23 protein-coding genes and 1 pseudogene are annotated in these 22,152 nt (G+C 73.7%); 10 read left to right on the top strand and 14 right to left on the bottom strand.

Annotation, left to right across the window (positions count from 1 at the left end; all coding sequences use genetic code 11):
- Positions 1-219 precede the first annotated feature (219 nt).
- Positions 220-528 (bottom strand): hypothetical protein, encoded by a 309-nt coding sequence (locus JD77_RS16690; RefSeq protein WP_145775224.1) that lies wholly within the window; start codon positions 526-528, stop codon positions 220-222.
- A gap of 207 nt (positions 529-735) precedes the next feature.
- On the opposite strand from JD77_RS16690, the gene JD77_RS16685 reads away from it, so the two are divergent.
- Complete coding sequence (locus tag JD77_RS16685) at positions 736-963, top strand: winged helix-turn-helix domain-containing protein (protein ID WP_145775223.1); 228 nt, start codon at positions 736-738, stop codon at positions 961-963.
- Positions 964-1,105: 142 nt separating this feature from the next.
- Here the strand turns inward: JD77_RS16685 and JD77_RS16680 are convergent, their stop codons facing one another.
- On the bottom strand, positions 1,106-2,146 hold the full coding sequence (locus JD77_RS16680) for a S66 family peptidase (protein ID WP_145775222.1): 1,041 nt from the start codon (positions 2,144-2,146) through the stop codon (positions 1,106-1,108).
- A gap of 109 nt (positions 2,147-2,255) precedes the next feature.
- Between JD77_RS16680 and JD77_RS16675 the strand changes: the two genes are divergently transcribed.
- Complete coding sequence (locus JD77_RS16675; RefSeq protein WP_211372588.1) at positions 2,256-2,513, top strand: hypothetical protein; 258 nt, start codon at positions 2,256-2,258, stop codon at positions 2,511-2,513.
- Positions 2,514-2,605: 92 nt separating this feature from the next.
- Here the strand turns inward: JD77_RS16675 and JD77_RS16670 are convergent, their stop codons facing one another.
- The gene (locus tag JD77_RS16670) at positions 2,606-3,520 is read right to left on the bottom strand and encodes an IS982 family transposase (protein ID WP_145775221.1); all 915 of its coding nucleotides are present in this window, start codon (positions 3,518-3,520) and stop codon (positions 2,606-2,608) included.
- Between the two features lie 90 nt (positions 3,521-3,610).
- Here JD77_RS16670 and JD77_RS16665 point away from each other — a divergent pair, with 90 nt between their 5' ends.
- The 3 genes and pseudogenes from JD77_RS16665 (at position 3,611) to ppc (ending at position 7,275) form a co-directional block, all read left to right on the top strand.
- Positions 3,611-4,177 carry a hypothetical protein gene (locus JD77_RS16665; protein WP_246140709.1) on the top strand — a complete coding sequence of 189 codons (567 nt, stop codon included), beginning with the start codon at positions 3,611-3,613 and terminating at the stop codon, positions 4,175-4,177.
- Positions 4,153-4,359, top strand: coding sequence for a hypothetical protein (locus JD77_RS33685; RefSeq protein WP_246140708.1), 207 nt, complete (start codon positions 4,153-4,155; stop codon positions 4,357-4,359). The genes JD77_RS16665 and JD77_RS33685 overlap by 25 nt, the downstream gene beginning before the upstream one ends.
- Positions 4,360-4,489: 130 nt before the next feature.
- Positions 4,490-7,275: pseudogene (gene ppc / locus JD77_RS16660) on the top strand (phosphoenolpyruvate carboxylase).
- 140 nt (positions 7,276-7,415) lie between these two features.
- Here the strand turns inward: ppc and JD77_RS16655 are convergent.
- Entirely contained in the window at positions 7,416-8,210 is a 795-nt protein-coding gene (locus tag JD77_RS16655; protein ID WP_145775220.1) for a hypothetical protein, read from the bottom strand.
- A 54-nt stretch (positions 8,211-8,264) separates the two neighbouring features.
- On the opposite strand from JD77_RS16655, the gene rmuC reads away from it, so the two are divergent.
- Entirely contained in the window at positions 8,265-9,443 is a 1,179-nt protein-coding gene (gene rmuC, locus JD77_RS16650; RefSeq protein ID WP_145775219.1) for a DNA recombination protein RmuC, read from the top strand.
- 170 nt (positions 9,444-9,613) lie between these two features.
- On the opposite strand, the gene JD77_RS33680 is transcribed toward rmuC, so the two are convergent.
- The 3 genes from JD77_RS33680 to JD77_RS16640 form a co-directional block, all read right to left on the bottom strand.
- Entirely contained in the window at positions 9,614-9,811 is a 198-nt protein-coding gene (locus tag JD77_RS33680) for a hypothetical protein (protein ID WP_246140707.1), read from the bottom strand.
- Positions 9,808-10,068: a hypothetical protein gene (locus JD77_RS33675; protein WP_246140706.1), complete on the bottom strand. Its 261-nt coding sequence runs from the start codon at positions 10,066-10,068 to the stop codon at positions 9,808-9,810. Before JD77_RS33675 ends, JD77_RS33680 begins: the two co-directional genes overlap by 4 nt.
- A 142-nt stretch (positions 10,069-10,210) precedes the next feature.
- The gene (locus tag JD77_RS16640; protein WP_145775218.1) at positions 10,211-11,197 is read right to left on the bottom strand and encodes a 4-hydroxy-3-methylbut-2-enyl diphosphate reductase; all 987 of its coding nucleotides are present in this window, start codon (positions 11,195-11,197) and stop codon (positions 10,211-10,213) included.
- A 178-nt stretch (positions 11,198-11,375) separates the two neighbouring features.
- On the opposite strand from JD77_RS16640, the gene xseA reads away from it, so the two are divergent.
- Positions 11,376-12,605, top strand: coding sequence for an exodeoxyribonuclease VII large subunit (gene xseA / locus JD77_RS16635; protein ID WP_145775217.1), 1,230 nt, complete (start codon positions 11,376-11,378; stop codon positions 12,603-12,605).
- A 60-nt stretch (positions 12,606-12,665) separates the two neighbouring features.
- Positions 12,666-12,887 carry an exodeoxyribonuclease VII small subunit gene (locus tag JD77_RS16630; protein ID WP_145775216.1) on the top strand — a complete coding sequence of 74 codons (222 nt, stop codon included), beginning with the start codon at positions 12,666-12,668 and terminating at the stop codon, positions 12,885-12,887.
- 105 nt (positions 12,888-12,992) lie between these two features.
- Here JD77_RS16630 and JD77_RS16625 read toward each other — a convergent pair whose 3' ends face one another.
- The gene (locus tag JD77_RS16625) at positions 12,993-13,850 is read right to left on the bottom strand and encodes a hypothetical protein (protein WP_145775215.1); all 858 of its coding nucleotides are present in this window, start codon (positions 13,848-13,850) and stop codon (positions 12,993-12,995) included.
- A 236-nt stretch (positions 13,851-14,086) separates the two neighbouring features.
- Positions 14,087-14,809 carry a DUF4245 domain-containing protein gene (locus tag JD77_RS16620; protein WP_211372587.1) on the bottom strand — a complete coding sequence of 241 codons (723 nt, stop codon included), beginning with the start codon at positions 14,807-14,809 and terminating at the stop codon, positions 14,087-14,089.
- Positions 14,810-14,967: 158 nt separating this feature from the next.
- On the opposite strand from JD77_RS16620, the gene glpX reads away from it, so the two are divergent.
- Both glpX and JD77_RS16610 read left to right on the top strand, forming a co-directional pair.
- Complete coding sequence (gene glpX, locus JD77_RS16615) at positions 14,968-15,999, top strand: class II fructose-bisphosphatase (RefSeq protein ID WP_145775213.1); 1,032 nt, start codon at positions 14,968-14,970, stop codon at positions 15,997-15,999.
- Positions 15,996-16,994 carry a DMT family transporter gene (locus tag JD77_RS16610; protein ID WP_145775212.1) on the top strand — a complete coding sequence of 333 codons (999 nt, stop codon included), beginning with the start codon at positions 15,996-15,998 and terminating at the stop codon, positions 16,992-16,994. Before glpX ends, JD77_RS16610 begins: the two co-directional genes overlap by 4 nt.
- A gap of 147 nt (positions 16,995-17,141) precedes the next feature.
- On the opposite strand, the gene JD77_RS16605 is transcribed toward JD77_RS16610, so the two are convergent.
- The 5 genes from JD77_RS16605 to JD77_RS16585 all read right to left on the bottom strand — a co-directional run bounded on the left by JD77_RS16605 (position 17,142) and on the right by JD77_RS16585 (position 22,138).
- Positions 17,142-18,110 carry an NAD(P)/FAD-dependent oxidoreductase gene (locus JD77_RS16605; protein WP_145775211.1) on the bottom strand — a complete coding sequence of 323 codons (969 nt, stop codon included), beginning with the start codon at positions 18,108-18,110 and terminating at the stop codon, positions 17,142-17,144.
- Positions 18,111-18,267: 157 nt separating this feature from the next.
- On the bottom strand, positions 18,268-18,921 hold the full coding sequence (locus tag JD77_RS16600) for a rhomboid family intramembrane serine protease (protein WP_145775210.1): 654 nt from the start codon (positions 18,919-18,921) through the stop codon (positions 18,268-18,270).
- A gap of 112 nt (positions 18,922-19,033) precedes the next feature.
- On the bottom strand, positions 19,034-19,720 hold the full coding sequence (locus JD77_RS16595) for an aggregation-promoting factor C-terminal-like domain-containing protein (RefSeq protein WP_211372586.1): 687 nt from the start codon (positions 19,718-19,720) through the stop codon (positions 19,034-19,036).
- A 285-nt stretch (positions 19,721-20,005) separates the two neighbouring features.
- Positions 20,006-21,409, bottom strand: coding sequence for an RNA 5'-3' helicase PhoH2 (gene phoH2 / locus JD77_RS16590; protein WP_145775208.1), 1,404 nt, complete (start codon positions 21,407-21,409; stop codon positions 20,006-20,008).
- A gap of 366 nt (positions 21,410-21,775) precedes the next feature.
- Positions 21,776-22,138, bottom strand: coding sequence for a hypothetical protein (locus tag JD77_RS16585; RefSeq protein WP_145775207.1), 363 nt, complete (start codon positions 22,136-22,138; stop codon positions 21,776-21,778).
- Positions 22,139-22,152 lie beyond the last annotated feature (14 nt).

The raw sequence follows: 22,152 nt of genomic DNA, 5'->3' as shown, positions 1-22,152 counted from the left end.
TCGAGATCACTTCCAGGAGGTCGACGCACGACGACGACCCCGCGTCCGGCCGGACGGGGGGTTCACGACCACCAGCCTATCCCCGCTCGCCGGCCCCGCCCGGCACTCGGCCCGCCGCGCCGGGGCCGTTCGCGCCAGTTCCCCGACATGGCGGTGTCCGAGCGCGCCGGATGCCGCCATGTCGGGGAACTGGAGTCGATCAAGCGGCTCGGCAAGGGCTCACGCGGCGCGAAGCGATCCCGGATCGAGCTGACGCACCAACCGCTGGGACAGGTGGGCCAGCGCACGGGACTGGGCCAGGTCGACCGGCCACCGTTCGACGTCCGAGCCCGCGGAGAGTTCCAACAGGAGGCCGGACGGCGGGGTCTTCCCGACATCCATCCGCCACAGGCCGATCCTGACCTGGATCACCTCGTCCCCTCGGACGGCGGTGCCGACCAGGCGGGACAGGTGCAGGTCGTTCGGGCCGGCACAGTCCGGGCCACGCAGGCACCACGGCGGATGGCCAGTGTTCGATAGATTGCTCATGGGCCGGGGGTCCTTCCCGGTCAAGGCCCGGGGAGCGGAGTGCCACCTCCGCCCCGGGCCGCTCTGTTGGCTGAGGAGACCTGCCATGGTCACCCCGATCAACCTATGACTACCTGTCATGCCAGGCCAACACCTGTCACCACATTTCATTGACGCTCTACCGGCAACCGTGATCACATGGGCGTTACCTGCCACGGAAGTCAGCCCATGCCTGCGTACACGAAGAAACAACGTCTCATCGACACCCTGACCGAGCGCATCGAGTCGGGCGAGTATCCGCCCGGCGCGAAGCTGCCCTCCGGCACCGAACTCTGCGCCGAGTTCGACGTGTCCCGTCAGGTGGTGCGCTCCGCCGTCGACTGGCTCAAGGCACGAGGACTCGTGGAGGGTGCGCCGGGCGCGGGTGTCTTCGTCCGCGCTCACCCCACGCAGTGAACCGGCCCACACTCGCGCCCGCCGTCCTTCGCGCGCAGTTTCACGGAAATAGTGGTATCAGGCGCCTCGCGAGGCCACTATTTCCATGAACTTGCGCGGATCTTGGCGCGGCGGGCGCGGCGGGCGCGCACAGGCGCGCGGGTCAGTAGCGCACCGAGATGCGGCGGGAGACCGCGTCGACCTCGATCTCGCCGCCGTACGGGACGATCAGCTGCGGGTCGGTGTGGCCGATGTCGAGGTCGAAGACGGCCACGGCGTCCGGGGCGTACTCGGCCAGCGCCCGGGTCACTGCCTCCCGCTGCTCGGCGGCGTACGCCCGGCGCTCTTCCACGGTGTGCGGGCGCGCGAAGTCCCACGCCTTGGCCCGGCCGACGAGCACCGCCGGGAAGCCGGCGAGCAGGCCCCGTTCACCCATGTTGCGCAGCATGCGGTACACCTCGGTCGCCGACGGCAGCTCCTCCGACGTCTCGACCAGCAGCACCGAGCCGGCCAGCTCGGCGTTCGGGGCGACCCGGCCGGCGGCCAGCAGCCAGTGCAGGATCTCCAGGTTGCCGCCCCAGGTGTGGCCCCGCACCACCCGCTGCGGCCCCTGCCAGTGCCAGCCCTCACCGGGGAACATCGGCGGCTCGCTGCCGAGCGTCGCCGGGTCGCGCCAGTCGTTCGGCTGGTCGCCCCACTCGGGCGCGGGGGTCAGGTCGTACCAGCCGGAGGTGAACAGGGCGGCGCGCAGCGAGTCGAAGGTGAGCGGGTGCGCCGCACCCGGGCGGCCGAGGTGCACCAGCACGGACCCGCCGTGGTACGCCACGATCCCGAGCCGGTGCAGATGGTTGAGCAGATTGGTGTTGTCGGAGTAGCCGAAGTATGGCTTCGGGTTGGCCCGCAGCACGTCGTCGTCGAGGTGCGGGGTGACCGTGATCAGGTCGTCCCCGCCCACGGTGGCGAGCACCGCGGTGATCGACGGGTCGGCGAAGGCGGCGGTGAGGTCCCGGGCCCGGTCGCGCGGGTCGGCCCCCAGCACCCGGGTGGTCGGGTACTCGACCGGCTCCAGGCCGAACTCCTCCCGCATGCGGCGCAGGCCCAGCTCGTACACGTGGGGGAAGATCGCCGGCAGCCCGGCGGAGGGTGACACGACGGCGACGCGGTCACCGGGCCGGGGCTTCGGCGGATAGCTCAGGGGCTGCACGCACAGACGCTACCGAGCCCCGCGACCGCTTTTCGGCGCTCGGACTGCCGCCTGACCAGGGCACCACGAAACCCCGCAGAACGGGCAGATCGCCCCCTAGGCTGGCCACGTGACCCAGGAGCCGGACGTCCCGGTGCGCGCCTGGCTGCCCCGCGCGGCCGCGCTGCTGGTCGGCACCCTGGCGCTCGCCACCGCGTTCATCGCCGCCTACGTGGGGGCGCTGCACAAGCCCACGCCGCGCGACGTGCCGGTCGGGTTGGTGAACGGCGACCAGCGCGCCCAGGCGGTCCTGGCCGCCGTGCCGGCCGGACCGACACGATCAAACCCGTCGGGTACGACAACCCGGGCGCCGCCGACGACGGGCTGACCGCCCGCGAGGTGTACGGCGTGCTCACCACCACCCCCGAGGGTGGGCTGCGGCTGGCCCTAGACGACTGATAACCGGCGTTTGCTGCGCGTTCAGTGGTCGTAGGCGATGAGGCTGCGGGTGACGGGCTGGCCGGTCTTGTGGTTGTGCCAGATGGCGGCGGTCAGGGCGAGCAGGCGTTGAGCAACGCGGGTCGCGATGCCTTCGAAGGTACGGCCGCCGTGTAGTTCCAGGTCGAGTTGGCCCTTGAGCGTGTCGTTGACCGACTCGATCAGTTGGCGGACGGCCTTCAGGAGGCCCTGGCCGGGGCGTTGCTTCTCCTTCTTGCGGTTGGGTCGTAGCAGGGTGACACCGCGGTCGGCCAGGTCCTGCTCGAAGCGTTTCGCGGCGAAGCCCTTGTCGGTGATCAGCAGCAGCCCGGGCCGGCCGGCGAGCAGGGCGGGCTCGCGGTCGAGCATGTACTCCACGACCTCGCGTTCGCCGATCTTCGCATCAGCCAGGGCCCACATGATGGGCAGGCCGGTCGGGGTGCAGATCAGGTACAGGCGCAGTCCCCAGAAGAACCGTGAGTGTGACGCGCAGTAGCCGTAGGTGGCCCAGCCGGCGGCGTCCGAGCGTTGCACGGTGGGCCTCGACCGGCCGCACTCGACCGGGGTGGAGTCCAGGATCCAGTGGTTGTCGAACCAGAAATCGGTGTCGAAGGCCAATGCTCGGATGAAGTGCTGGATCAGCGGCAGGGCGGCCCGCAGTCGCTTGTTGTAGCCGGGCTGGGACAGCTGGACCGGGAACAACGCGCGTAGGTTCTTCGCCAGGTAGCGGACCCACCGGCGTTCGGAGCGGATGTTCAGCAGCGACTGCATGACCGCCATCGTGATCAGTTCGGCGTCCGACAGCACTGGGGTGAACCCGGTCACCGGGCGGGCCGGACGTAGATCAGGGTGGGCTTTCAACTCGTCATCGATCTTCACGTACAGTGCGGTAGCGAGGGTCTCCAGATCGACGTGCACATGGCCTCCATGGTCATAGTTGCGTAGCAACGTCGATCATGGAGGCCCTCGTCCGTTCACCGCACCTGCGTCCCATCCACACAGGCCACCGTGGTTATCACTCGTCTAGTCAGCGCGTCCGCGCCGGCCGCCACCGAACTGGTCGAGCAGGTGCTCACCGGGGCCGCCCAGCAGGCCCGGCTGCCGCTCCAGGTCGTCGACGAGGTGCCGGTGGCGGGCAGCGACCCCCGCGGACTGGTGCCGTTCTACCTGGCGGTCGGGTACGTCCTCGGCGGCTACCTCGCCTCGACCGCGCTCGGGCTGCGCACCGGCACCGCGCCCCGCGGCCTCGCCCGCGCCGGGCTGCGGATCGCCGCGCTCGCGGCGTACGCGGTGGTGCTCGGCCCCGTGGGTGCGCTGCTGGTCGGGCCGGGGCTGGACGTCTGGCCCCACTCCGTCGGAGCGGTCACCGCCGTCGGGGCGCTCGCCGTCTTCGCCGCCGCGATGGTCGCCGCCGCCGTGCAGGGCTGGCTCGGCCTGCTCGGCACCGGAATCGTCATCCTGTTGTTGGTGGTGCTCGGCAACCCCGGCTCCGGCGGGTCTACGCCCCCGAGTTCCTGCCCGACTGGATGCGCGGGATGCACCGCTGGAACGTGCCGGGGCTCACCACGGATCTGATCAAGTCGGCGGTCTACTTCGACCGCCGGTCGGTGGGCTGGCCGGCGGGCGGCCTGGCGGCCTGGGCCGTGGCCGGCGTCGTGGGATTGCTCACGGCGGCCCTGGTCCGGGGCCGGCGCCCCGCCGCTCGACGCCCCGTTCCCGCAGGTCAGGGCGGCGACGATGGGCACCCGGACGGCTGAGCGGCCGGCGGGTGCCGCCGGTCGTGAGGAAACGGACCCGACCAGGCCCCCTCCTGCGGCCCGGACGGACGCGGATACGATCCAGGGAGTCGGACAGCGCTGTCCTTCGTACTCTGGGAAGGAGCGCACCGTGACCGACCAGCACGACCACGATGGCCCCGACGCCGCCCTGCGGGCCGACATCCGCCGACTCGGCACGCTGCTCGGGCAGACCCTCGCCCGGCAGGAGGGCCGTCCGCTACTCGACCTGGTGGAGGAGATCCGGGCGCTCGTCCGCTCCGACGCCCCCACCGCCGCCCAGCGGCTCGGCGGGCTCGACGTCACCACCGGGACGAAGCTGGCCCGCGCCTTCTCCACCTACTTCCACCTGGCCAACATCACCGAGCAGGTGCACCGGGCCCGCGACCTGCGCCGCCGCCGGGCGATCCAGGGCGGCTGGCTGGACCAGGCGGCCAAGATGATCGCGGAGCGCGGGGTGCCCGCCGAGGAGATCGCCGCGGCGGCCCGCCGCCTCGCGATCCGGCCGGTGTTCACCGCCCACCCGACCGAGGCGGCCCGCCGGTCGATCCTGTCGAAGCTGCGCGCGATCGCCGACGAGCTGGACGCCGAGACCACCAACGCCATCCTGTACGGGGCCAGCGACGAGGGGCCCGCCAACCGGCGCCTCGCCGAGCTGCTCGACCTGATGTGGCAGACCGACGAGCTGCGACTGGACCGGCCGGACCCGACCGACGAGGCCCGCAACGCGATCTACTACCTGCGCGACCTGCACGCCGAGGCGGCCCCACAGGTCCTCGACGACCTCGCCGACACGCTGCGCGCCCTCGGCGTGGAGACCTCGCCGACAGCCCGCCCGCTGACGTTCGGCACCTGGATCGGCGGCGACCGGGACGGCAACCCGTTCGTCACCCCGCAGGTCACCGGCGAGGTGCTGCGCATCCAGCACGAGCACGGCATCGAGGCCACCGAGAAGGCGATGGACCAGCTCATCAAGGAGGTCTCGGTGTCCCGCCGGCTGCGCGGGGTGTCGCTGGACCTCTCCGCGAGCCTCGCCGCCGACCTGGACGCGCTGCCCGAGGTGGCCCCCCGGTTCCGCCGGGTCAACGCCGAGGAGCCGTACCGGCTGAAGGCCCGGTGCGTGAAGGCGAAGCTGGCCAACACCCGGGAGCGGCTGCGGCACGGCACCGCGCACGTGCCGGGGCGGGACTACCGGGGCTCCGCCGAGCTGATCGCCGACCTGGAGCTGCTGCGCGCCTCGCTGGCCCGCAACTCCGGCCAGCTCACCGCCGTGGGCCGGCTCGCCTCCACCATCCGTACGGTCTCCGCGTTCGGCCTGCACCTGGCGACCATGGACGTCCGCGAGCACGCCGAGGCGCACCACGCGGTGCTCGCCCAGCTCTACGCGGCCGTCGGCGAGGTGTCGGACTACCCGGGGCTGAGCCGGCTGGAGCGCACCAAGCTCCTCGCCGACGAGCTGACCGGCCGGCGGCCGCTCTCGACGCTGGACACCCCGCTGACGCAGAGCGCCCGCAAGACGTTCGACGTGTTCGGCACGATCCGGGACGCGCAGGACCGGTTCGGCGCGGAGGTCATCGAGTCGTACATCATCTCGATGACGCTCGGCGTGGACGACGTCCTCGCGGCGGTGGTGCTGGCCCGCGAGGCCGGGCTGGTGGACGTGCACAGCGGCCGGGCCCGGGTCGGCTTCGTGCCGCTGCTGGAGACCCCGGCGGAGCTGAATGCCGGCGGCGACCTGCTGGACGAGCTGCTGTCGCTGCCCGCGTACCGGGCCCTCGTGGCGGCCCGGGGCGACGTGCAGGAGGTGATGCTGGGCTACTCCGACTCCAACAAGGAGGCGGGCATCACCACCAGCCAGTGGTCGATCCACCGGGCGCAGCGGGCGCTGCGCGACGTGGCCGCCCGGCACGGGGTGCACCTGCGGCTGTTCCACGGCCGGGGCGGCACGGTCGGGCGCGGCGGCGGCCCGACCCACGAGGCGATCCTGGCCCAGCCGTACGGCACCCTGGACGGCGCGATCAAGGTCACCGAGCAGGGTGAGGTCATCTCCGACAAGTACACGCTGCCGGCGCTGGCCCGGGAGAACCTGGAGCTGACCACGGCGGCGGTGCTCCAGGCGACCCTGCTGCACACCGGGCCCCGGCAGCCCGCCGAGATGCTGGAGCGCTGGGACGCGGCAATGGACGTGGTCTCCGACGCGGCGTTCCGGTCGTACCGGTCGCTGGTGGAGGACCCGGACCTGCCCGCGTACTTCTGGGCGGCCACCCCGACCGAGCTGCTCGGCGCCCTGAACATCGGCTCCCGGCCGGCGAAGCGCCCGAACACCGGCGCGGGGCTGGCCGGGCTGCGGGCCATCCCCTGGGTGTTCGGTTGGACGCAGACCCGGCAGATCGTGCCCGGCTGGTTCGGCGTGGGCTCGGGGCTGGCGGCGGCCCGCGCGGCCGGGCTGGACGACGTGCTCGCGGAGATGCACCGCAACTGGCACTTCTTCCGCACGTTCCTGTCGAACGTCGAGATGATGCTGACCAAGACGGACCTGGCCATCGCCCGCCGGTACGTCGAGACGCTGGTGCCGAAGAAGCTGCACCCGATCTTCACCAAGATCGAGGAAGAGTACGAGCTGGCCAAGCGGGAGGTGTTGGCGGTCACCGGCTCGCCGGCCCTGCTGGAGAACTCGCCGGTGCTCCAGCGCACCCTCGCGGTGCGGGACACCTACCTGGAGCCGCTGCACCACCTCCAGGTGGCGCTGCTGCGGCAGTACCGGGACTCGGGCGCCGCCGGCCGGGCCGTCGCGACCGCCCCGGCGGCCGGCGGGCGCCCAGCGACGGCACCGCCCTGGAGCGGGCCCTGCTCACCACGGTCAACGGCATCGCCGCCGGCATGCGCAACACCGGCTGAGCGGTAAGGAAGGGCCCCCTGTCGACGCCTTCGGGACAGCAGGGGGCCCTGGTCAACACCCCGGACCGGCCGGTGCGGGCGCGGTCCGACGCGGGGCGGGCAGGGGGCGGGCCGGAGCGGATCAGGGGGCGCGGGGCGGGCTACCAGTCGCCGCCGCCGAAGTCACCGCCGAAGTCGCCGCCGCCGAAATCCCCGGAGCCGAAGTCGCCGCCGAAGTCCCCGGAGCCGAAGTCGCCAGAGCCGGCGAAGTCGCCGCCGCCGAAGTCGCCGGCCTGGTCGGCGCCGTCGCCGAAGCCCTCCTGGTAGCCGGCCTCGTAGCCGTAGCCGGGGTCGGCGAACGCGGGCGAGAACAGCGCGTCGGCGATCAGCATGCCGCCGAGCACCCCGGCGCCGGCCCCGAGCGCCGTCTTCCACCACGGCGTCGAGTACCAGCCGGCGGGCACCGCCCGGCCGCCGTACCGCCCGCCCGGGTAGTAGTAGGGCGTGTCCCGGCCGGGGCGCGGGCCGGCCTTGAAGACCTGCCCCTGCACGTTCACCTGGCGCTCCCGGGTCACCTCTCCGGTGCCCTGCGCGGCGGCCAGCGGCGGCAGCTCGGGGCCGGGGTCGATGCCCAGCGCGATCCGGGCCGCCCGGACGTACGCCAGCCCCTCCAGCGCCGTCTCGCGGGCCAGCCGGTACTGCTGGATCGTCCGCGCCTGCTGCAGCTGCCCGCCCGCCGCGTTGTACCGCTCACCGGCGTCGACCAGCGCCTGGCGCACCGCCGGGTCGTCGCCGTGCAGGTTCATCACCTGCCCACCGAGGCGCTCGTACCAGCGCAGGGCGTCCGCCCGTACGTCGGCCAGGCTGCGCGCCTCCCGGGCCGCGCTCTCCCGGCGCCACCAGAGCAGCCCGGCGGCGAGCAGCGCCAGCAGGAGCAGGACGGGCAGAAATCTCATACCGCCGAACGTACCCGGCGGCGTCACGTCGTACGCGTTTGGCAAGCTCGGGGCATGAGCTTCTCGACGCTGGCCGTGGTGCTGCTCTGCCTTGCGGCGGGCGGCGGGCTGGGCTGGTTCGCCGCCCGGTCCCGGGCGGCGGCCGAGATCGCCCGGCTGGAGGCCACCCTGGCGGCCGTGCGCGAGGGCGAGGGGCGGCTGGAGCAGTCGATGCGGGCGCTGAGCTACGAGGCGACCGCGCAGTCGCAGGAGGCGGTGGCCCGGGCGGTGGCCCCGCTGCACGACACCCTGCGGCGGTACGAGTCCCGGGTGGCCGAGCTGGAGCGGGACCGGGTCGACGCGTACGCCGAGCTGCGCGAGCAGGTCCGGGCGATGAGCGCGGTCTCCGGCGAGCTGCGCACCGAGACCAAGCAGCTGGTGGCCGCGCTGCGCGCGCCGCAGGTGCGCGGCCGGTGGGGCGAGCACCAGCTGCGCCGCATCGTCGAGGCCGCCGGCATGCTGGAGCACTGCGACTTCGACGAGCAGGTGACCGCCGCCACAGACCACCAGGGGGTACGCCCCGACCTGGTGGTCAGGCTGCACGGCGGGCGCTCGGTCGTGGTGGACGCGAAGGCGCCCTTCGACGCGTACCTGACGGCGATGGAGGCCCGCGACGAGCGCGGCCGGGACAGCCACCTCGACGCGCACGCGCGCCACCTGCGGGCGCACGTCGACGCCCTCGCGGCGAAGTCCTACTGGGCGGCGTTCGACCCCGCCCCCGAGTTCGTGGTGCTGTTCGTGCCGGCCGACCCGTTCCTCGACGTGGCGTTGCAGCGCGACCCGGCGCTGCTGGAGCACGCGTTCGCCCGCAACGTGGTGCTCGCGACGCCGGCCACCCTGGTCGCGCTGCTGCGCACGGTGGCGTACTCGTGGCGGCAGGAGGCGCTGGCCCGCAACGCGGTGGCGGTGCACACCCTCGCTCGGGAGCTGTACGGCCGGCTGTCCACGTTGGGCGACCACGTCGGCAAGCTGGGCTCGGCGCTGGGCGGGGCGGTGACCGCGTACAACCGGGCGGTCGGCTCGCTGGAGGCGCGGGTGCTGGTGAGCGCGCGCAAGCTCGCCGAGCTGGGCGTCTCCGGTGCGGAGCTGGCCACCCCCGCGCAGGTCGAGGTGGCGCCCCGGCAGCCGCAGGCGCCCGAGCTGGTGGAGCCGCCGTCCACAGTGCCGGAACGGTCGACGCCGGCCGATCACTAGCACCTTCGACGCGGCGGCGGAGCCTCTTCACGTCACGACCTGATCACAGGTTGATCAAACACGGTGACTCGACGCGCGGCGACGCGAAGGATTTCCTTCACGGCCCGCTGTCCCCGTCCCCGCTTCGCGGGGACGGGCTCCGTCCTTTCCCGGCCCTCGACGGTCGGTGGTCAGCCCCGACGGGCGGACTCCACGACGAAGGGGGTGCCCTGCTGGCAGGTGGTGAGCATGTCGGGCTTCGGCTGGCCGGTGACCGTCACCTTCGCCCCGGCGGCGAGGACGTCCGCGGGGCCGCCGATGAGCTGGTAGCCGTCGAGCATCCGGCAGCCCGGCTCCACGCCGGCCTCCACGACGCCGGTGAGCGTCATGGCGCCGGGGCCCGGCGGGCGGCTCGGGCCGGCGGTGGGCTTCGTGGGCGGGGCGCGGTCGGGGCGACCGGGTCGGTCGGGGCGACCGGGTCGGTCGGGTCGGTCGGGCCCGCCGGGCCGGTGCTGGGCGGGCTGGTCACCGTCGACCCTTCCGAGGGGCTGGTGGCGGAGGTGGCGTCGCCGGCGCCCTGGCCGCCGCAGGCGCCCAGCGTCGCGCAGACGGCCAGGGCCACCAGGAGCGTCCGAGGAGTCTTCATACCCGATCGGACGCAGCGCATCCGTGATCCGTTCCGGCCACCGCCGGCACCGGGCGGACCGGCCGGGTGCGGGCCGATGCGGCGGACGCGGACGAGGACGCCCGGCCGGCGCACCAGGTGCGCCCGAGGACGGCCGGAACGGTCAGGCGCGGGCGGCCGCCGCCCGCATGTCCCGCTTGAGCTCCTGCGGCAGCGAGAAGGTCAGCCGCTCGTTGGCGGTGACCACCTCGTCCACGTCGGTGAAGCCGCGCTCGGCGAGGTACGCCAGCACCTCCTGGACCAGCTCGTCGGGGACGCTGGCGCCCGAGGTGAGGCCGACGGTGGTCGCCCCCGTCAGCCAGGCGTCGTCGATCTCGTGCGCGAAGTCGACCAGGTGCCCGGCGCGGGCGCCGGCGTCCAGGGCGACCTCGACCAGCCGTACCGAGTTGGAGGAGTTGCGCGAGCCGACGACGAGCACCACGTCGCACTCGGGGGCGATCTCCTTGACCACGTGCTGGCGGTTGGAGGTGGCGTAGCAGATGTCGTCGCTGGGCGGCGACTGGAGCAGCGGCAGCCGCTGCTTCAGCCGGGCCACCGTCTCCAGCGTCTCGTCGACCGACAGCGTCGTCTGGGAGAGCCAGACCACCTTGCCCGGATCCCGCACGGTCACCTTGTCGGCACCGTCCGGGCCGTCGACGAGCTGGATGTGCGCGGGGGCCTCGCCGGTCGTGCCGACGACCTCCTCGTGCCCCTCGTGGCCGATCAGCAGGATGTCGTAGTCCTCCGCGGCGAACCGCTTCGCCTCCTGGTGCACCTTCGTCACCAGGGGGCAGGTCGCGTCGATCGCCTTCAGCGAGCGCGCCTTCGCCTGCTCGTACACCTCGGGGGCGACGCCGTGCGCGGAGAAGATGACCGTGGCGCCCTCCGGCACCTCCTCGTTCTCCTCCACGAAGATCGCGCCCTTGGCCTCCAGGGTGCGCACGACGTGCTTGTTGTGCACGATCTGCTTGCGCACGTAGATCGGCGCGCCGTAGAGCTTCAGGGCCTCCTCGACGGTCTGCACCGCCCGGTCGACGCCCGCGCAGTAGCCGCGGGGCCTGGCCAGGAGCACGCGCTTGCCGGTCCGGGACGTCGCATCAGCCTGAGTCACCCGCCCATCCTACGTGTCCCCCTCCGCGCCGACACCGGCTGCGACCGTCACCACGGCGGCGGCCGGGGCCGGCCTGACTCCGTTGATCATGAGGTTGACGGCAGCCGGGGAGATCGACATCGCCGGCAACGTCATGATCGTCTCGGGTGGTGTCGGCCCCGGGCCGTAGGGTGGGCGGGTGACCGAGGTCCCGAAGAGCAGCGCCGACGAGCCGTGGCCGGTGCGGGTCGTCAGCCAGAAGGTCGGGGCGTGGATCGCCCGCCTCGGCTGGGTGTGGGTGGACGGGCAGGTGGCGCAGATCAGCCGGCGCCCCGGGGCCAGCACGGTCTTCCTCACCCTGCGAGACCCGTCGGCCGACCTGAGCCTGACCGTCACCACCAACCGGGACGTCCTCGACGCCGGCGCCCCCGAGCTGCGCGAGGGCGCCCGGGTGGTGCTGCACGCCAAGCCCGAGTTCTACGCGGCGCGGGGCACGCTCAGTCTGCGCGCCGACGAGATCCGACAGGTCGGGCTCGGCGAGCTGCTGGCGCGGCTGGAGAAGCTGAAGAAGCTGCTGGCCGCCGAGGGCCTGTTCGACCGGGCCCGCAAGCGCCGGCTGCCGTTCCTGCCGGGCCGGATCGGGCTGATCACCGGCCGCGCCTCCGCCGCCGAGCGGGACGTGCTCACCAACGCCCGCCGCCGCTGGCCGGCCGTGGAGTTCCGTACGGTCAACGTGGCGGTGCAGGGCCCGACCGCCGTGCCGCAGATCGTGGACGCGCTGAAGGTGCTCGACGCCGACCCGACCGTGGACGTGATCGTCATCGCCCGGGGCGGGGGCGGCATCGAGGATCTGCTGCCGTTCTCCGACGAGGCACTGTGCCGGGCGGTCTTCGCCTGCCGGACGCCCGTGGTCAGTGCGATCGGCCACGAGACGGACGCCCCGCTGCTGGACTACGTCGCCGACGTACGGGCCTCCACGCCGACCGACGCGGCCAAGCGGGTGGTGCCCGACCTGGGCGAGGAGCTGCGCCTGATCGAGCAGGCCCGGCACCGGCTCCAGCGGGCGGTGCGCAACCTCGTCGACCGGGAGTCGCACCGCCTCGACCTGCTGCGCTCCCGGCCCGTGCTGGCCCGGCCGCAGGTGATGGTGGAGCAGCGCGCCACGGAGGTCGGCGCGCTGCGCCAGCGGGCCGGGCGCTGCCTGGCCCACCGGCTCGGCGCGGCGGAGGACGAGCTGCGGCACACCCTGGCCCGGCTGCGCGCCCTGTCCCCCGCCGCCACCCTCGACCGTGGATACGCGATCGTGCAGCGGGCCGACGGCCACGTCGTCCGGGCGGCCGGCGAGGTGGCCGGGGGCGACCGGCTGCGGGTGCGCCTCGCCGAGGGCGAGCTGGCGGCGACGGTCGAGGGTCGAGCCGCGACGGGGTGAGGGATCACCGCGACGGTCGGGGGCTGGCGGGTAGGCCGGAATGTGCTGGGATGGGGACCGATGACTGACGAGAAGAACGCCGGGCCGGACGAGCGGCTCAGCTACGAGCAGGCCCGGGCCGAGCTGGCCTCCGTGGTGGAGCGGCTGGAGGCCGGCGGCACCTCGCTGGAGGAGTCGCTGGCGCTGTGGGAGCGCGGCGAGCGGCTGGCCGAGGTGTGCCAGCGCTGGCTCGACGGCGCGCGGGCCCGGATCGAGGCGGCCCGCCCGCAGCCCGGCAACTGACGGGCCCGCCCGGCCGACGGCGGCAGCGGCCCGGGACCCCGCCGGGACGACCGGCGACGACGGGTGCGGGACGGCGTGCGCGCCGCCCCCGCACCCGGTCAGCCGTCAGTTGAACAGGTTGTACAGCTCGTTCGGGGCCTCCACGACCTGGTCCGCCGGCGGGCGCTGGGCGGCGGTCGCGGCGCCGTAGTCGGCGTACGTGATCCGGATGTCCTGGGCCTTGGTCTGGCCGGACGCCGGGATCTGGATGACCAGCTCGCTGAGCCGGCCCTGCGGGTCCAGCTTCGCGGTGAACGGCAGCGACTGGGCCTGCTGGCCGAGCGCCTTGATCAGTTCGGCGTTCAGGGAGCCGGCCTCGGCGGCCTTCGTCACGTCGATCGTGCCGGCGTACGCGGCCTCGCCCGTCTGCCGGACGTCGGTGACGCCCTGGGTCAGCACCTCGCTGCCGGCCGGGTCGACCTTGTCGAAGTCGAAGCCCAGGTTGCGGTTGCCCTTGATCCGGGACTGGTCGAGGTGCTGGTACTTGCCGAGGTTGAGGTTCTGCACGCCCGGCAGCTTGGCGGCCTGGCCGCCCAGGTCGACCTTGACCCAGCTGTCCGGCTTGGCGTGGATCACGTCGAGCTTCATCATGACGTCGGACGAGGCGTCGCCGAGGGTCAGCCGCAGCTGGGCACTCTGGCTGGGCTCGTGCACCTGCCCCTCGGCGGTGGTGCCCACGCCCGTCATGGTGAAGCGGAAGTTGCCGGTGCTGATCTCGCGGGTCGAGTTGAGCAGGGCCTGCTTGGCGTCCCCGGCGCCGGGCGAGGCAGCGCCGGGGGCCGCGCTGCCGGTGGCCGTACCGCCGGACACGGTCGGGGACGCCGAGGCCCCCACCTCGCCGGTCCCGGTGCTGTTGCACGCGGCCAGCCCGGGAGTGAGCAGCGTCGCGGCGAAGACCGCCGCGCTGAAGCGTCGAATGGTCACGTCAGCCTCTCCACGTGGGTCGTCCGGCCCCGCTGGGGCGCCGGAGGCGTGGCGCCGCAGCCCGAACGCTGGCTCCGGCGCACGAGTCCCGTCCGGCTGGCGGAGCGAGCCGGCGAGGTCGCGTACCTTCTGTTCCCTGCCGCCGCCTTCCGCAATCCCTGTCCGGTCCCGTCCACGCGCCGGGTGCCCCGGCCGGGGCGGGGCGGCGGACGCCCGGCGGCCGGACGACCCGAGAACTAGTGGAGGGCCCCGGCGAGCTGGCGCAGCTCGTTCTCCCGCGCGTCGCCGACCACGATCACGGTGCGGTCGGGTTCGAGCAGGACGAGCGCCTGCTCGTTGCCCCGGGCCGTGTACAACTGCCAGCTCCGCCCGCTCACCTCGGTCGGCCCCTGCGGGCGGCCCTCGGCGGTCAGCTCGGCGGGCAGCAGCCGCTCCGGCGGTACGTCGCTCTGCACCACCTGCGCGCCCCGCCCCTCGGGGGTGAGGTAGCCGAGCCGCAGGTTGGAACCGCCCTCGACGCTCCGGTAGCTGGCGCTGACCGTCTTCCAGTCGGGGCCGAGCCCGGCCGGCCGGGTGACCGGGAACGCCTGGGCGGCGCGGGCCTGGTCCAGCGCCGGGGCCGGGTCGACGGTGGCCGGCTGGTCGCCGCCGAGGAACCCCCGGTAGAAGGCGAGCAGCAGGGCGATCGGGATCAGCAGCACCAGCATCGAGATCGCCATGTCCTTCGGCGACCGCTCGGAGCGGACCTTGTCGCGGCCGGCGGGCGGCACCGGGGACTCCCCGGCGGCGGACGCCGGGTCGGCGAGGGCCACGTCGCCACGGCCCGTGTCGGCGGCGGCCGGTCCGGGCGACGCCCCGGCGGCGGACGCGGGCTCGACGAGGGCCGGCTCGCCGGCTCCGGCGCGCGGCGGCGGGGTCGGCTCGGCGGGGGTTCGGTCGACTGGCTGTGCGGGCTCCACCTCACCATTCTTCCAGCCCCCGGTTGCCGCGAAGCAGGCCACCGCCGCCCCGGCCCGGCGATAGGTTGGCGATCGTGTGAGGATCAGCGACAAAGCTGGCAGCGGCGACGGCCGCATGCTGCCGGTCCACCCCGCATCGTCGCGAGGAGGAAGCCGTCATGACGAACACCGAGACGCGGACCCCCCAGAATCTCGACCGCAACCTCGCCCTCGACCTGGTCCGGGTGACGGAGGCCGCGGCGATGGCCGCCGGCCGGTGGGTCGGCCGGGGCGACAAGGAGGGCGGCGACGGGGCCGCCGTCGACGCCATGCGCAAGTTGATCAACTCGATCCCGATGCGGGGCGTCGTGGTGATCGGCGAGGGCGAGAAGGACAACGCGCCGATGCTCTTCAACGGCGAGGAGGTCGGCGACGGCACGGGTCCCGAGGTGGACGTCGCGGTCGACCCGATCGACGGCACCACGCTGATGAGCAAGGGCATGCCGAACGCGCTGGCCGTCCTCGCGGTGGCCGAGCGGGGAGCCATGTTCGACCCGAGCGCGGTCTTCTACATGGAGAAGCTGGCCGTCGGCCCGCTGTACGCCGACGTGGTCGACATCAACGCCGGGGTCGCCGAGAACCTGCGCCGGATGGCCAAGGTCAAGGGCACCGACGTGTCCGAGATCAACGTCTGCGTGCTCGACCGGCCCCGCCACGACGAGCTGGTGCGGGAGGTCCGCCGTACGGGGGCGGGCATCCGGTTCATCTCCGACGGCGACATCGCCGGCGCCATCGCCGCCGCCCGGGGCGAGTCGGAGGTCGACGTGCTGATGGGCATCGGCGGCACCCCCGAGGGGATAACGTCGGCCTGCGCGCTCAAGTGCATGGGCGGGATGTTGCAGGCCAAGCTGTGGCCGCGCGACGAGGAGGAGCGGGAGAAGGCGCTGGCCGCCGGGCACGACCTCGACCGGGTGCTCACCACCGACGACCTCGTCGCCGGCGACAACTGCTTCTTCGTGGCGACCGGCATCACGTCCGGCGACCTGCTGCGCGGCGTGCGCTACCGGGCCGGCGGGGCGTACACGCAGTCGATCGTGATGCGGTCGAAAAGCGGCACGATCCGGGTGATCGACTCGTACCACCGGCTGGAGAAGCTGGCGCTGTACTCGGCGGTCGACTTCGACGGCCGCCCCCTGGCCGAGCAGGAGTGAGCCGGGCGGCAACGAGTCGCGCCGGAGCGGGCGCCGGCACGACGGCCCCGCCGCCCGCGCCGGCCGCCCGCCGGGTCGTGGGCGTGGTGCTGGCCGCCGCCTCCGGGGTCGCCGTGGCGGTGCAGTCGCGGATCAACGGCGAGCTGGGTGTACGCCTCGGCGACGGGATCGCCGCCGCGGTGGTCTCGTTCGGCCTGGGGCTGCTGGCCCTGCTGGTGCTGGTCCCCGCCACTCCCGGCGGACGGCGCGGGCTGGCGCGGCTGCGCGCGGCGCTGGCCGACGGGTCGCTGCGGCCGTGGCAGTGCCTCGGCGGCGGCTGCGGCGCGTTCATGGTCGCCACCCAGGGGCTGACGATCGGCTCCCTCGGCGTGGCGGTGTTCACGGTGGCGGTGGTCGCCGGCCAGTCCGGCAGCAGCCTCGCCGTGGACCGGTGGGGCGTCGGCCCGGCGGGCCGGCAGCCCGTCACCCCGACCCGACTCGCGGGCGCGGTGCTGACGGTGCTGGCCGTGCTGCTGTCGGTGGGCGACCGGCTCGGCGATCCGAGCACCCTGGGCCTGGCCCTGCTGCCCCTGCTGGCCGGGGTGGGCATCGCGTGGCAGCAGGCGGTGAACGGCCGGGTTCGGGGCGCCGTCGGCAGCGCCCTGACCGCCACCGTGGTCAGCTTCGCCGTCGGCACCGTCGCCCTGCTCGTCGCGTTCGCGGTGGACGTCGCGGTCCGCGGCCGCCCCGGCGGTGCCCTCCCCGGCGAGCCGTGGCTCTATCTGGGCGGCCCGATCGGCATCGTGTTCATCGTGATCGCCGCGGCGGTCGTCCGGTTCACCGGCGTGCTCCTGCTCGGCCTGGCGGCGATCGCCGGGCAGGTCGTCGGCGCCGTCCTGCTCGACGTGCTGCTGCCGACGGCGGCGTCGCACCCGGGGCCGGCGACCCTGCTGGGCGCCGCGCTCACCCTGGTCGCGGTGCTGGTCGCCGCGTTCGCCGCGCCGCCCCGCCGGTAAAAAGGGCGAGGCGCGCGCCGCCGCACCGGGACGCCTACTTCGACCACCAGACCGCGCTGATGGCCGACCTGATCGGCCTGCCCCGCGACTGACCCGACGCCGCGCGGTCCCGCGCCGCCGCCCCTCGCGGGCCCTGGGGCGGGAACGTCAGCCGGCGTCCGAGGAGTGGCCGGGAAAGAGGTGTGCGCTCGGGTCGATAGCCACGGCCGCGTTGTTGACCGCGGTCGCCGCCTCGCCGAAGCCCGTGGCGATCAGCCGGACCTTGCCCGGGTACTCGGTGATGTCCCCGGCGGCGAAGACCCGGGGCAGGTTCGTCGCCATCGCGCTGTCCACCACGATGTGCCGGCGGTCCAGCCGCAGCCCCCACTCGGCGAGCGGGCCGAGGTCGGCGGTGAAGCCGAGCGCGGCCACCACCGTGTCCACGGGCAGGAGTTCGCTCGCCCCGCCCCGGACGGTGATCTCGGCGCCGGTCACGGCGCCGCCCCCGTGCAGCCGGGTGACCTCGGCGTTGACGACGACGCGTACGGGCAGCCCGAGCACCCGGGCGACGGTGGCGGCGTGCGCGCGGAACTTCTCCCGCCGGTGTACGAGGGTGACCGAGCGGGCCAGCGGCTGCAACGCCAGCGCCCAGTCGAACGCGGAGTCCCCGCCGCCCACGATCAGCACGTCCCGGTCGGCGAGCGCGGCGGGCTCCGGTACGAAGTAGACGATCCCGTTGCCGGCGAAGCTGTCGGCCACCGGCAACGGACGCGGGGTGAAGCTGCCCAGCCCGCCGGTGATGACGACCGCCCCGCAGGCGAGCTGCTCCCCGCCGGCGAGACCGAGCACCGGCCGACCGTCGGCGTGCGACAGCTTCTCGGCGCGGGTGCCGAGCAGGTACTCCGGGTGGAACGGGGCGGCCTGGGCGACGAGGTTGGCCACCAGTTCGCGGCCCTTGACCGCCGGGAAGCCGGCCACGTCGAGGATCAGCTTCTCCGGGTACATGGCCGTGATCTGGCCGCCGGCCTCGGGCAGCGCGTCGACCACCGCGACCGAGAGCCCCCGGAACCCCGCGTAGTACGCGGCGAAGAGCCCGGCCGGACCGGCGCCGATCACTGCGACATCGACCTCGCGCATGGCGTACCGTCGCCTTCCGCTCACGGCAAAACGCGTGCTGCTGCTGACGGTAGGCCGGCAGGCTGACCTGGGCAAGCACGTCCCACGGTGGCGTCACGCGTTGCCGGTCCGGCGGCGGGCCGCGGGCCGCGGTCGAGCGCGGTGTGACGGGAACGGGCTACAGCGGGGGCGTCAGCGTGGGGCCGTGCCGGTTTCCCGCGTCGAAGCGGCGGCGGAAGACGATGGCGGCGGCGACCCCGCCGACCAGCCCGAAGAGGTGCCCCTGCCAGGAGATCCGCTCGTCGGTGGGCAGGATGCCGAACAACTGCCAGCCGTAGAGCAGGCCGACCAGCAGCACCACCGCGAAGTTCCACCAGCTGCGCTCGACCAGGCCCCGGGTGAGCAGGACGCCGAGGTAGCCGAAGATGACCCCGCTCGCCCCGACCACCACCGTGTCGGGCGAGCCGGTGAACCACACGCCGAGGCCGCTCACCAGCACGATCATGACGGTGGACCAGACGAACCGCCGGAAGCCGGCCGCGAGCACGAAGGTGCCGAGCAGGACCAGCGGCACGCTGTTGCTGTAGAGGTGGTTGAAGTCGGCGTGCAGGAACGGCGAGAAGAAGACGCCGTCCAGCCCCTCGACGCGGCGCGGGATGATGCCGCCGGCCAGGTCGAGGTCGTAGCCGAGGCCGACGTCGAGGGCCTCGACCAGGAACAGCACCGGCACGACGGCGCACATGGCGACGAACGCCCGGCCGATCGCGGCGTAGAAGGCCTCGGTGCCGAACCGTTGCGGATCGCCGCCGGGCAGGTCGTCGTGCAGGGTCACCCCCCAACAGCTATCAGCAATCCCCACCACCCGCCACCCGCGCCCCGGCGGCGGCCCAGGTACGCCGACGGCGGGGTGCGCGGACGCACCCCGCCGTCACGACGTTCCGCGATCAGTACCAGCCGGTGCTCTGCGAGTGCCGCCACGCGCCGCACGGGCTGCCGTACCGGCCCTCGATGTAGCCGAGCCCCCACTTGATCTGGGTGGCCGGGTTGGTCTCCCAGTCGTCGGCGACCGAGCCCATCTTGCTGCCCGGCAGCGCCTGCGGGATGCCGTACGCGCCGGAGGAGGAGTTGCGGGCCTTGTGGTTCCAGCCGCTCTCCTTGGTCCAGAGCTTGTCCAGACAGGGGAACTGGTCGATGCCGAACCCGGCGTCGATCATCAGCGCGCAGCCGATCTTCCGGTTGCCGCCGTACTCGTTGCACGAGGCGGGGATCGGCCCGTCGTACGGCTTGGCCTCCTTGGCCGCGGCCTCCTTCGCCTCGCGCTTTTTCTTTCGGGACGCCGCCGCGGCCTCGGCCTCGCGGGCCCGCTCGGCGGCCTCCTTCGCCGCCTCGGCGGCGCGCAGCTTGGCCTGGTACTCGGCGGCCCGCTGCTTCGCCGAGCTGATCCGGTGCTCGGCCTGCCGCTCGTGCTGGTATTCGTACTCCGCCTGGTCCACCTGGAGGCCCACCTGCGCGGTCAGGCCCTGCTGCTGGGTCTGGCGGTCTTCGCCCAGATAGAAACCGCCGGCAACGCCCACGGAGAGCAGTGCGACGGCGGCGGTGCGGGCGCCGAAACGGCTCCACGACCGACTCACGAAGTGTCCCTTCGTCGGGGGCAAGGACACGGCACGACCCTGCCCCCAGGGGAGGGGCCTGGCCCGCGCCGTGAGCGCCCCGACCCTGCCGGTCGCAGCCGACGCACTCGTTCCCCGCCGGTCCCGGTCGCCCTGGGACGGACGACGACAGACGATCTCTGCGGTGCGTGGGCGCTCGTTGGACACCATCGCGCACGGTGAGGCGGATGGGAAACCATCAGGAAAAATTGTGATCTGCGTCACCTGAAAAACCGGCCTGAACCGGCATATCGCGGGCAGTCAGAGCTATATTTCCTCCAGCAGATCCGTCACCATAGCGGCGATCGGCGACCGCTCGGACCGGGTCAGCGTGACGTGCGCGAACAGCGGATGCCCCTTGAGTGCCTCGATCACCGCCGTCACCCCGTCGTGGCGCCCCACCCGCAGGTTGTCCCGCTGGGCCACGTCGTGGGTGAGGACCACCCGGGACCCCTGACCGATCCGGGACAGCACGGTGAGCAGCACCCCGCGCTCCAGCGACTGCGCCTCGTCGACGATCACGAACGCGTCGTGCAGGCTGCGGCCCCGGATGTGGGTGAGCGGGAGCACCTCCAGGATGCCCCGGGACATGACCTCCTCCAGGACGTTCTCGTGCACCACCGCGCCGAGGGTGTCGAAGACCGCCTGCGCCCAGGGCGACATCTTCTCCGACTCTGACCCGGGCAGGTAGCCCAGCTCCTGACCGCCCACCGCGTACAGCGGGCGGAAGACGACCACCTTCTTGTGCCGGCGGCGCTCCATCACCGCCTCCAGCCCGGCGCAGAGCGCCAGCGCCGACTTCCCGGTGCCGGCCCGGCCGCCGAGGGAGACGATCCCGACCGACTCGTCCAGCAGCAGGTCGAGCGCCACCCGTTGCTCAGCCGAGCGCCCGTGCACACCGAACGCCTCCCGGTCGCCCCGGACCAGCCGGACCGTCTTGTCGGGCAGCACGCGGCCCAGCGCGGAGCCCCGGCCGGAGTGCAGGACCAGCCCGGTGTGGCAGGGCAGTCCGGCGGCGGCGTCCAGGTCGAGCGTCTCCCCTGCGTAGAGCCGGCCGATCTCGTCCTCGCCCAGCTCCAGCTCCGCCATGCCGGTCCAGGTCGGGTCGCTGGCCTGCCCGTGCCGGTACTCGTCCGCGCGCAGCCCCACCGAGGCGGCCTTCACCCGCAGCGGCATGTCCTTGCTGACCAGCGTCACCTCCCGCCCCTCGGCGGCGAGGTTCAGCGCGACCGAGAGGATCCGGGCGTCGTTGGACTCGTTACGGAAGCCGGGCGGCAACACCCCGTCGTCAGTGTGGTTCAGCTCCACCCGCACGGTGCCGCCGGAGTCGTTGGCCGGCACCGGCCGATCCAGCCGGCCGTGGCGCACCCGCAGCTCGTCGAGCATGCGCAGCGACTGCCGGGCGAACCAGCCCAGCTCCGGGTGGTGCCGCTTGCCCTCCAGCTCGGAGATGACCACGAGGGGCAGGACCACCTCGTGCTCGGCGAACCGGTGGAAGGCCGCGGGATCCGAGAGCAGTACCGAGGTGTCCAGGACGAACGCCTGGCCGGCTGGTCGGGGCTCCTCGGGCTCGACCGGGGCGGCCGGGCGGCGGGTCCGGGTGGCTCGGCGGGTCGTGGCAGTCGCCGCCGGGGTCTGGTCGGCACCGGCGGGGGTACGGCGAGTCGTCACAGGCCTGCTCCGACGGATGGGCATCCGCCATCCGCGTTCCGCCTCCTCCGGTGCCCGGGGACACGGGGTCGGATGCGGGGCCCCGTGCGCGAGGTCGCAGGTCCGGGCTGGCCGGCTGGCCCGGGGGAGCCCCGCGCCATGAGTAGACGCTAACGGCACCCGGGCGCCGCGACCAGAGGTTGACAGGTGGATCTCCGGCGACGACGGCGTGAACAGGCGCGGCGGAGCCGGCCGGGATGCATGCCCCCTGCGCGCATCCCGGCCGGTGGGACCGGCGTCACCGGTCTGACGCGGTCCCGACGGTGCGCGTCCGCCGCGAACGGCGCACCGTGCTCCTGCCCCGCTGCCCGCCGGCCCTCCGGACGGTCAGCCCTGCCAGCGGACGAGAGTGCCGGTCGGATGCCGGCCGCTGGCCGTGGTCGTCGCCCTGGCGGCCACGGCGGCGACGGTGGCCGGCGCGGCGAACGAGGAGCCCGTGTAGGTGGTGCCCTGCCGGGCGGCCGGGCCGCACCGGGCGCCGGCCACGGGAGGGGCGGCCAGGGCGGAGGCGATGGCCGCCTGCGCCTCCCGGCGGCGCCGGTGCCAGGCGCCGCGGTCGCCGTCGAAGTAGCCCTGCCGGTATCCGAACCGGTAACCGATCCGGTAACTGAGCTGCCCGTGCAGCCGCCCGGCGGCGTAGCTGGTCGAGCCGAGCACGAGGACGAGGAAGACCGCGAGGAAGGGACTCATCCGGCGGCTCCCGG

The organism is Micromonospora olivasterospora, from assembly GCF_007830265.1.
GTDB classification, from domain to species: domain Bacteria; phylum Actinomycetota; class Actinomycetes; order Mycobacteriales; family Micromonosporaceae; genus Micromonospora; species Micromonospora olivasterospora.
Note: the sequence above shows the minus strand (reverse complement) of the source record. Positions and strands in the feature narration are given on the sequence as shown.

Excerpts from the sequence above, each read along its gene's own strand:
- JD77_RS16690 (WP_145775224.1), bottom strand. The coding sequence starts at position 528 with ATGAGCAATCTATCGAACACTGGCCATCCGCCGTGGTGCCTGCGTGGC.
- JD77_RS16685 (WP_145775223.1), top strand. The coding sequence starts at position 736 with ATGCCTGCGTACACGAAGAAACAACGTCTCATCGACACCCTGACCGAG.
- JD77_RS16655 (WP_145775220.1), bottom strand. The coding sequence starts at position 8,210 with ATGAGATTTCTGCCCGTCCTGCTCCTGCTGGCGCTGCTCGCCGCCGGG.
- rmuC (WP_145775219.1), top strand. The coding sequence starts at position 8,265 with ATGAGCTTCTCGACGCTGGCCGTGGTGCTGCTCTGCCTTGCGGCGGGC.
- JD77_RS33680 (WP_246140707.1), bottom strand. The coding sequence starts at position 9,811 with ATGACGCTCACCGGCGTCGTGGAGGCCGGCGTGGAGCCGGGCTGCCGG.
- JD77_RS33675 (WP_246140706.1), bottom strand. The coding sequence starts at position 10,068 with ATGAAGACTCCTCGGACGCTCCTGGTGGCCCTGGCCGTCTGCGCGACG.
- JD77_RS16630 (WP_145775216.1), top strand. The coding sequence starts at position 12,666 with ATGACTGACGAGAAGAACGCCGGGCCGGACGAGCGGCTCAGCTACGAG.
- glpX (WP_145775213.1), top strand. The coding sequence starts at position 14,968 with ATGACGAACACCGAGACGCGGACCCCCCAGAATCTCGACCGCAACCTC.
- JD77_RS16605 (WP_145775211.1), bottom strand. The coding sequence starts at position 18,110 with ATGCGCGAGGTCGATGTCGCAGTGATCGGCGCCGGTCCGGCCGGGCTC.
- JD77_RS16585 (WP_145775207.1), bottom strand. The coding sequence starts at position 22,138 with ATGAGTCCCTTCCTCGCGGTCTTCCTCGTCCTCGTGCTCGGCTCGACC.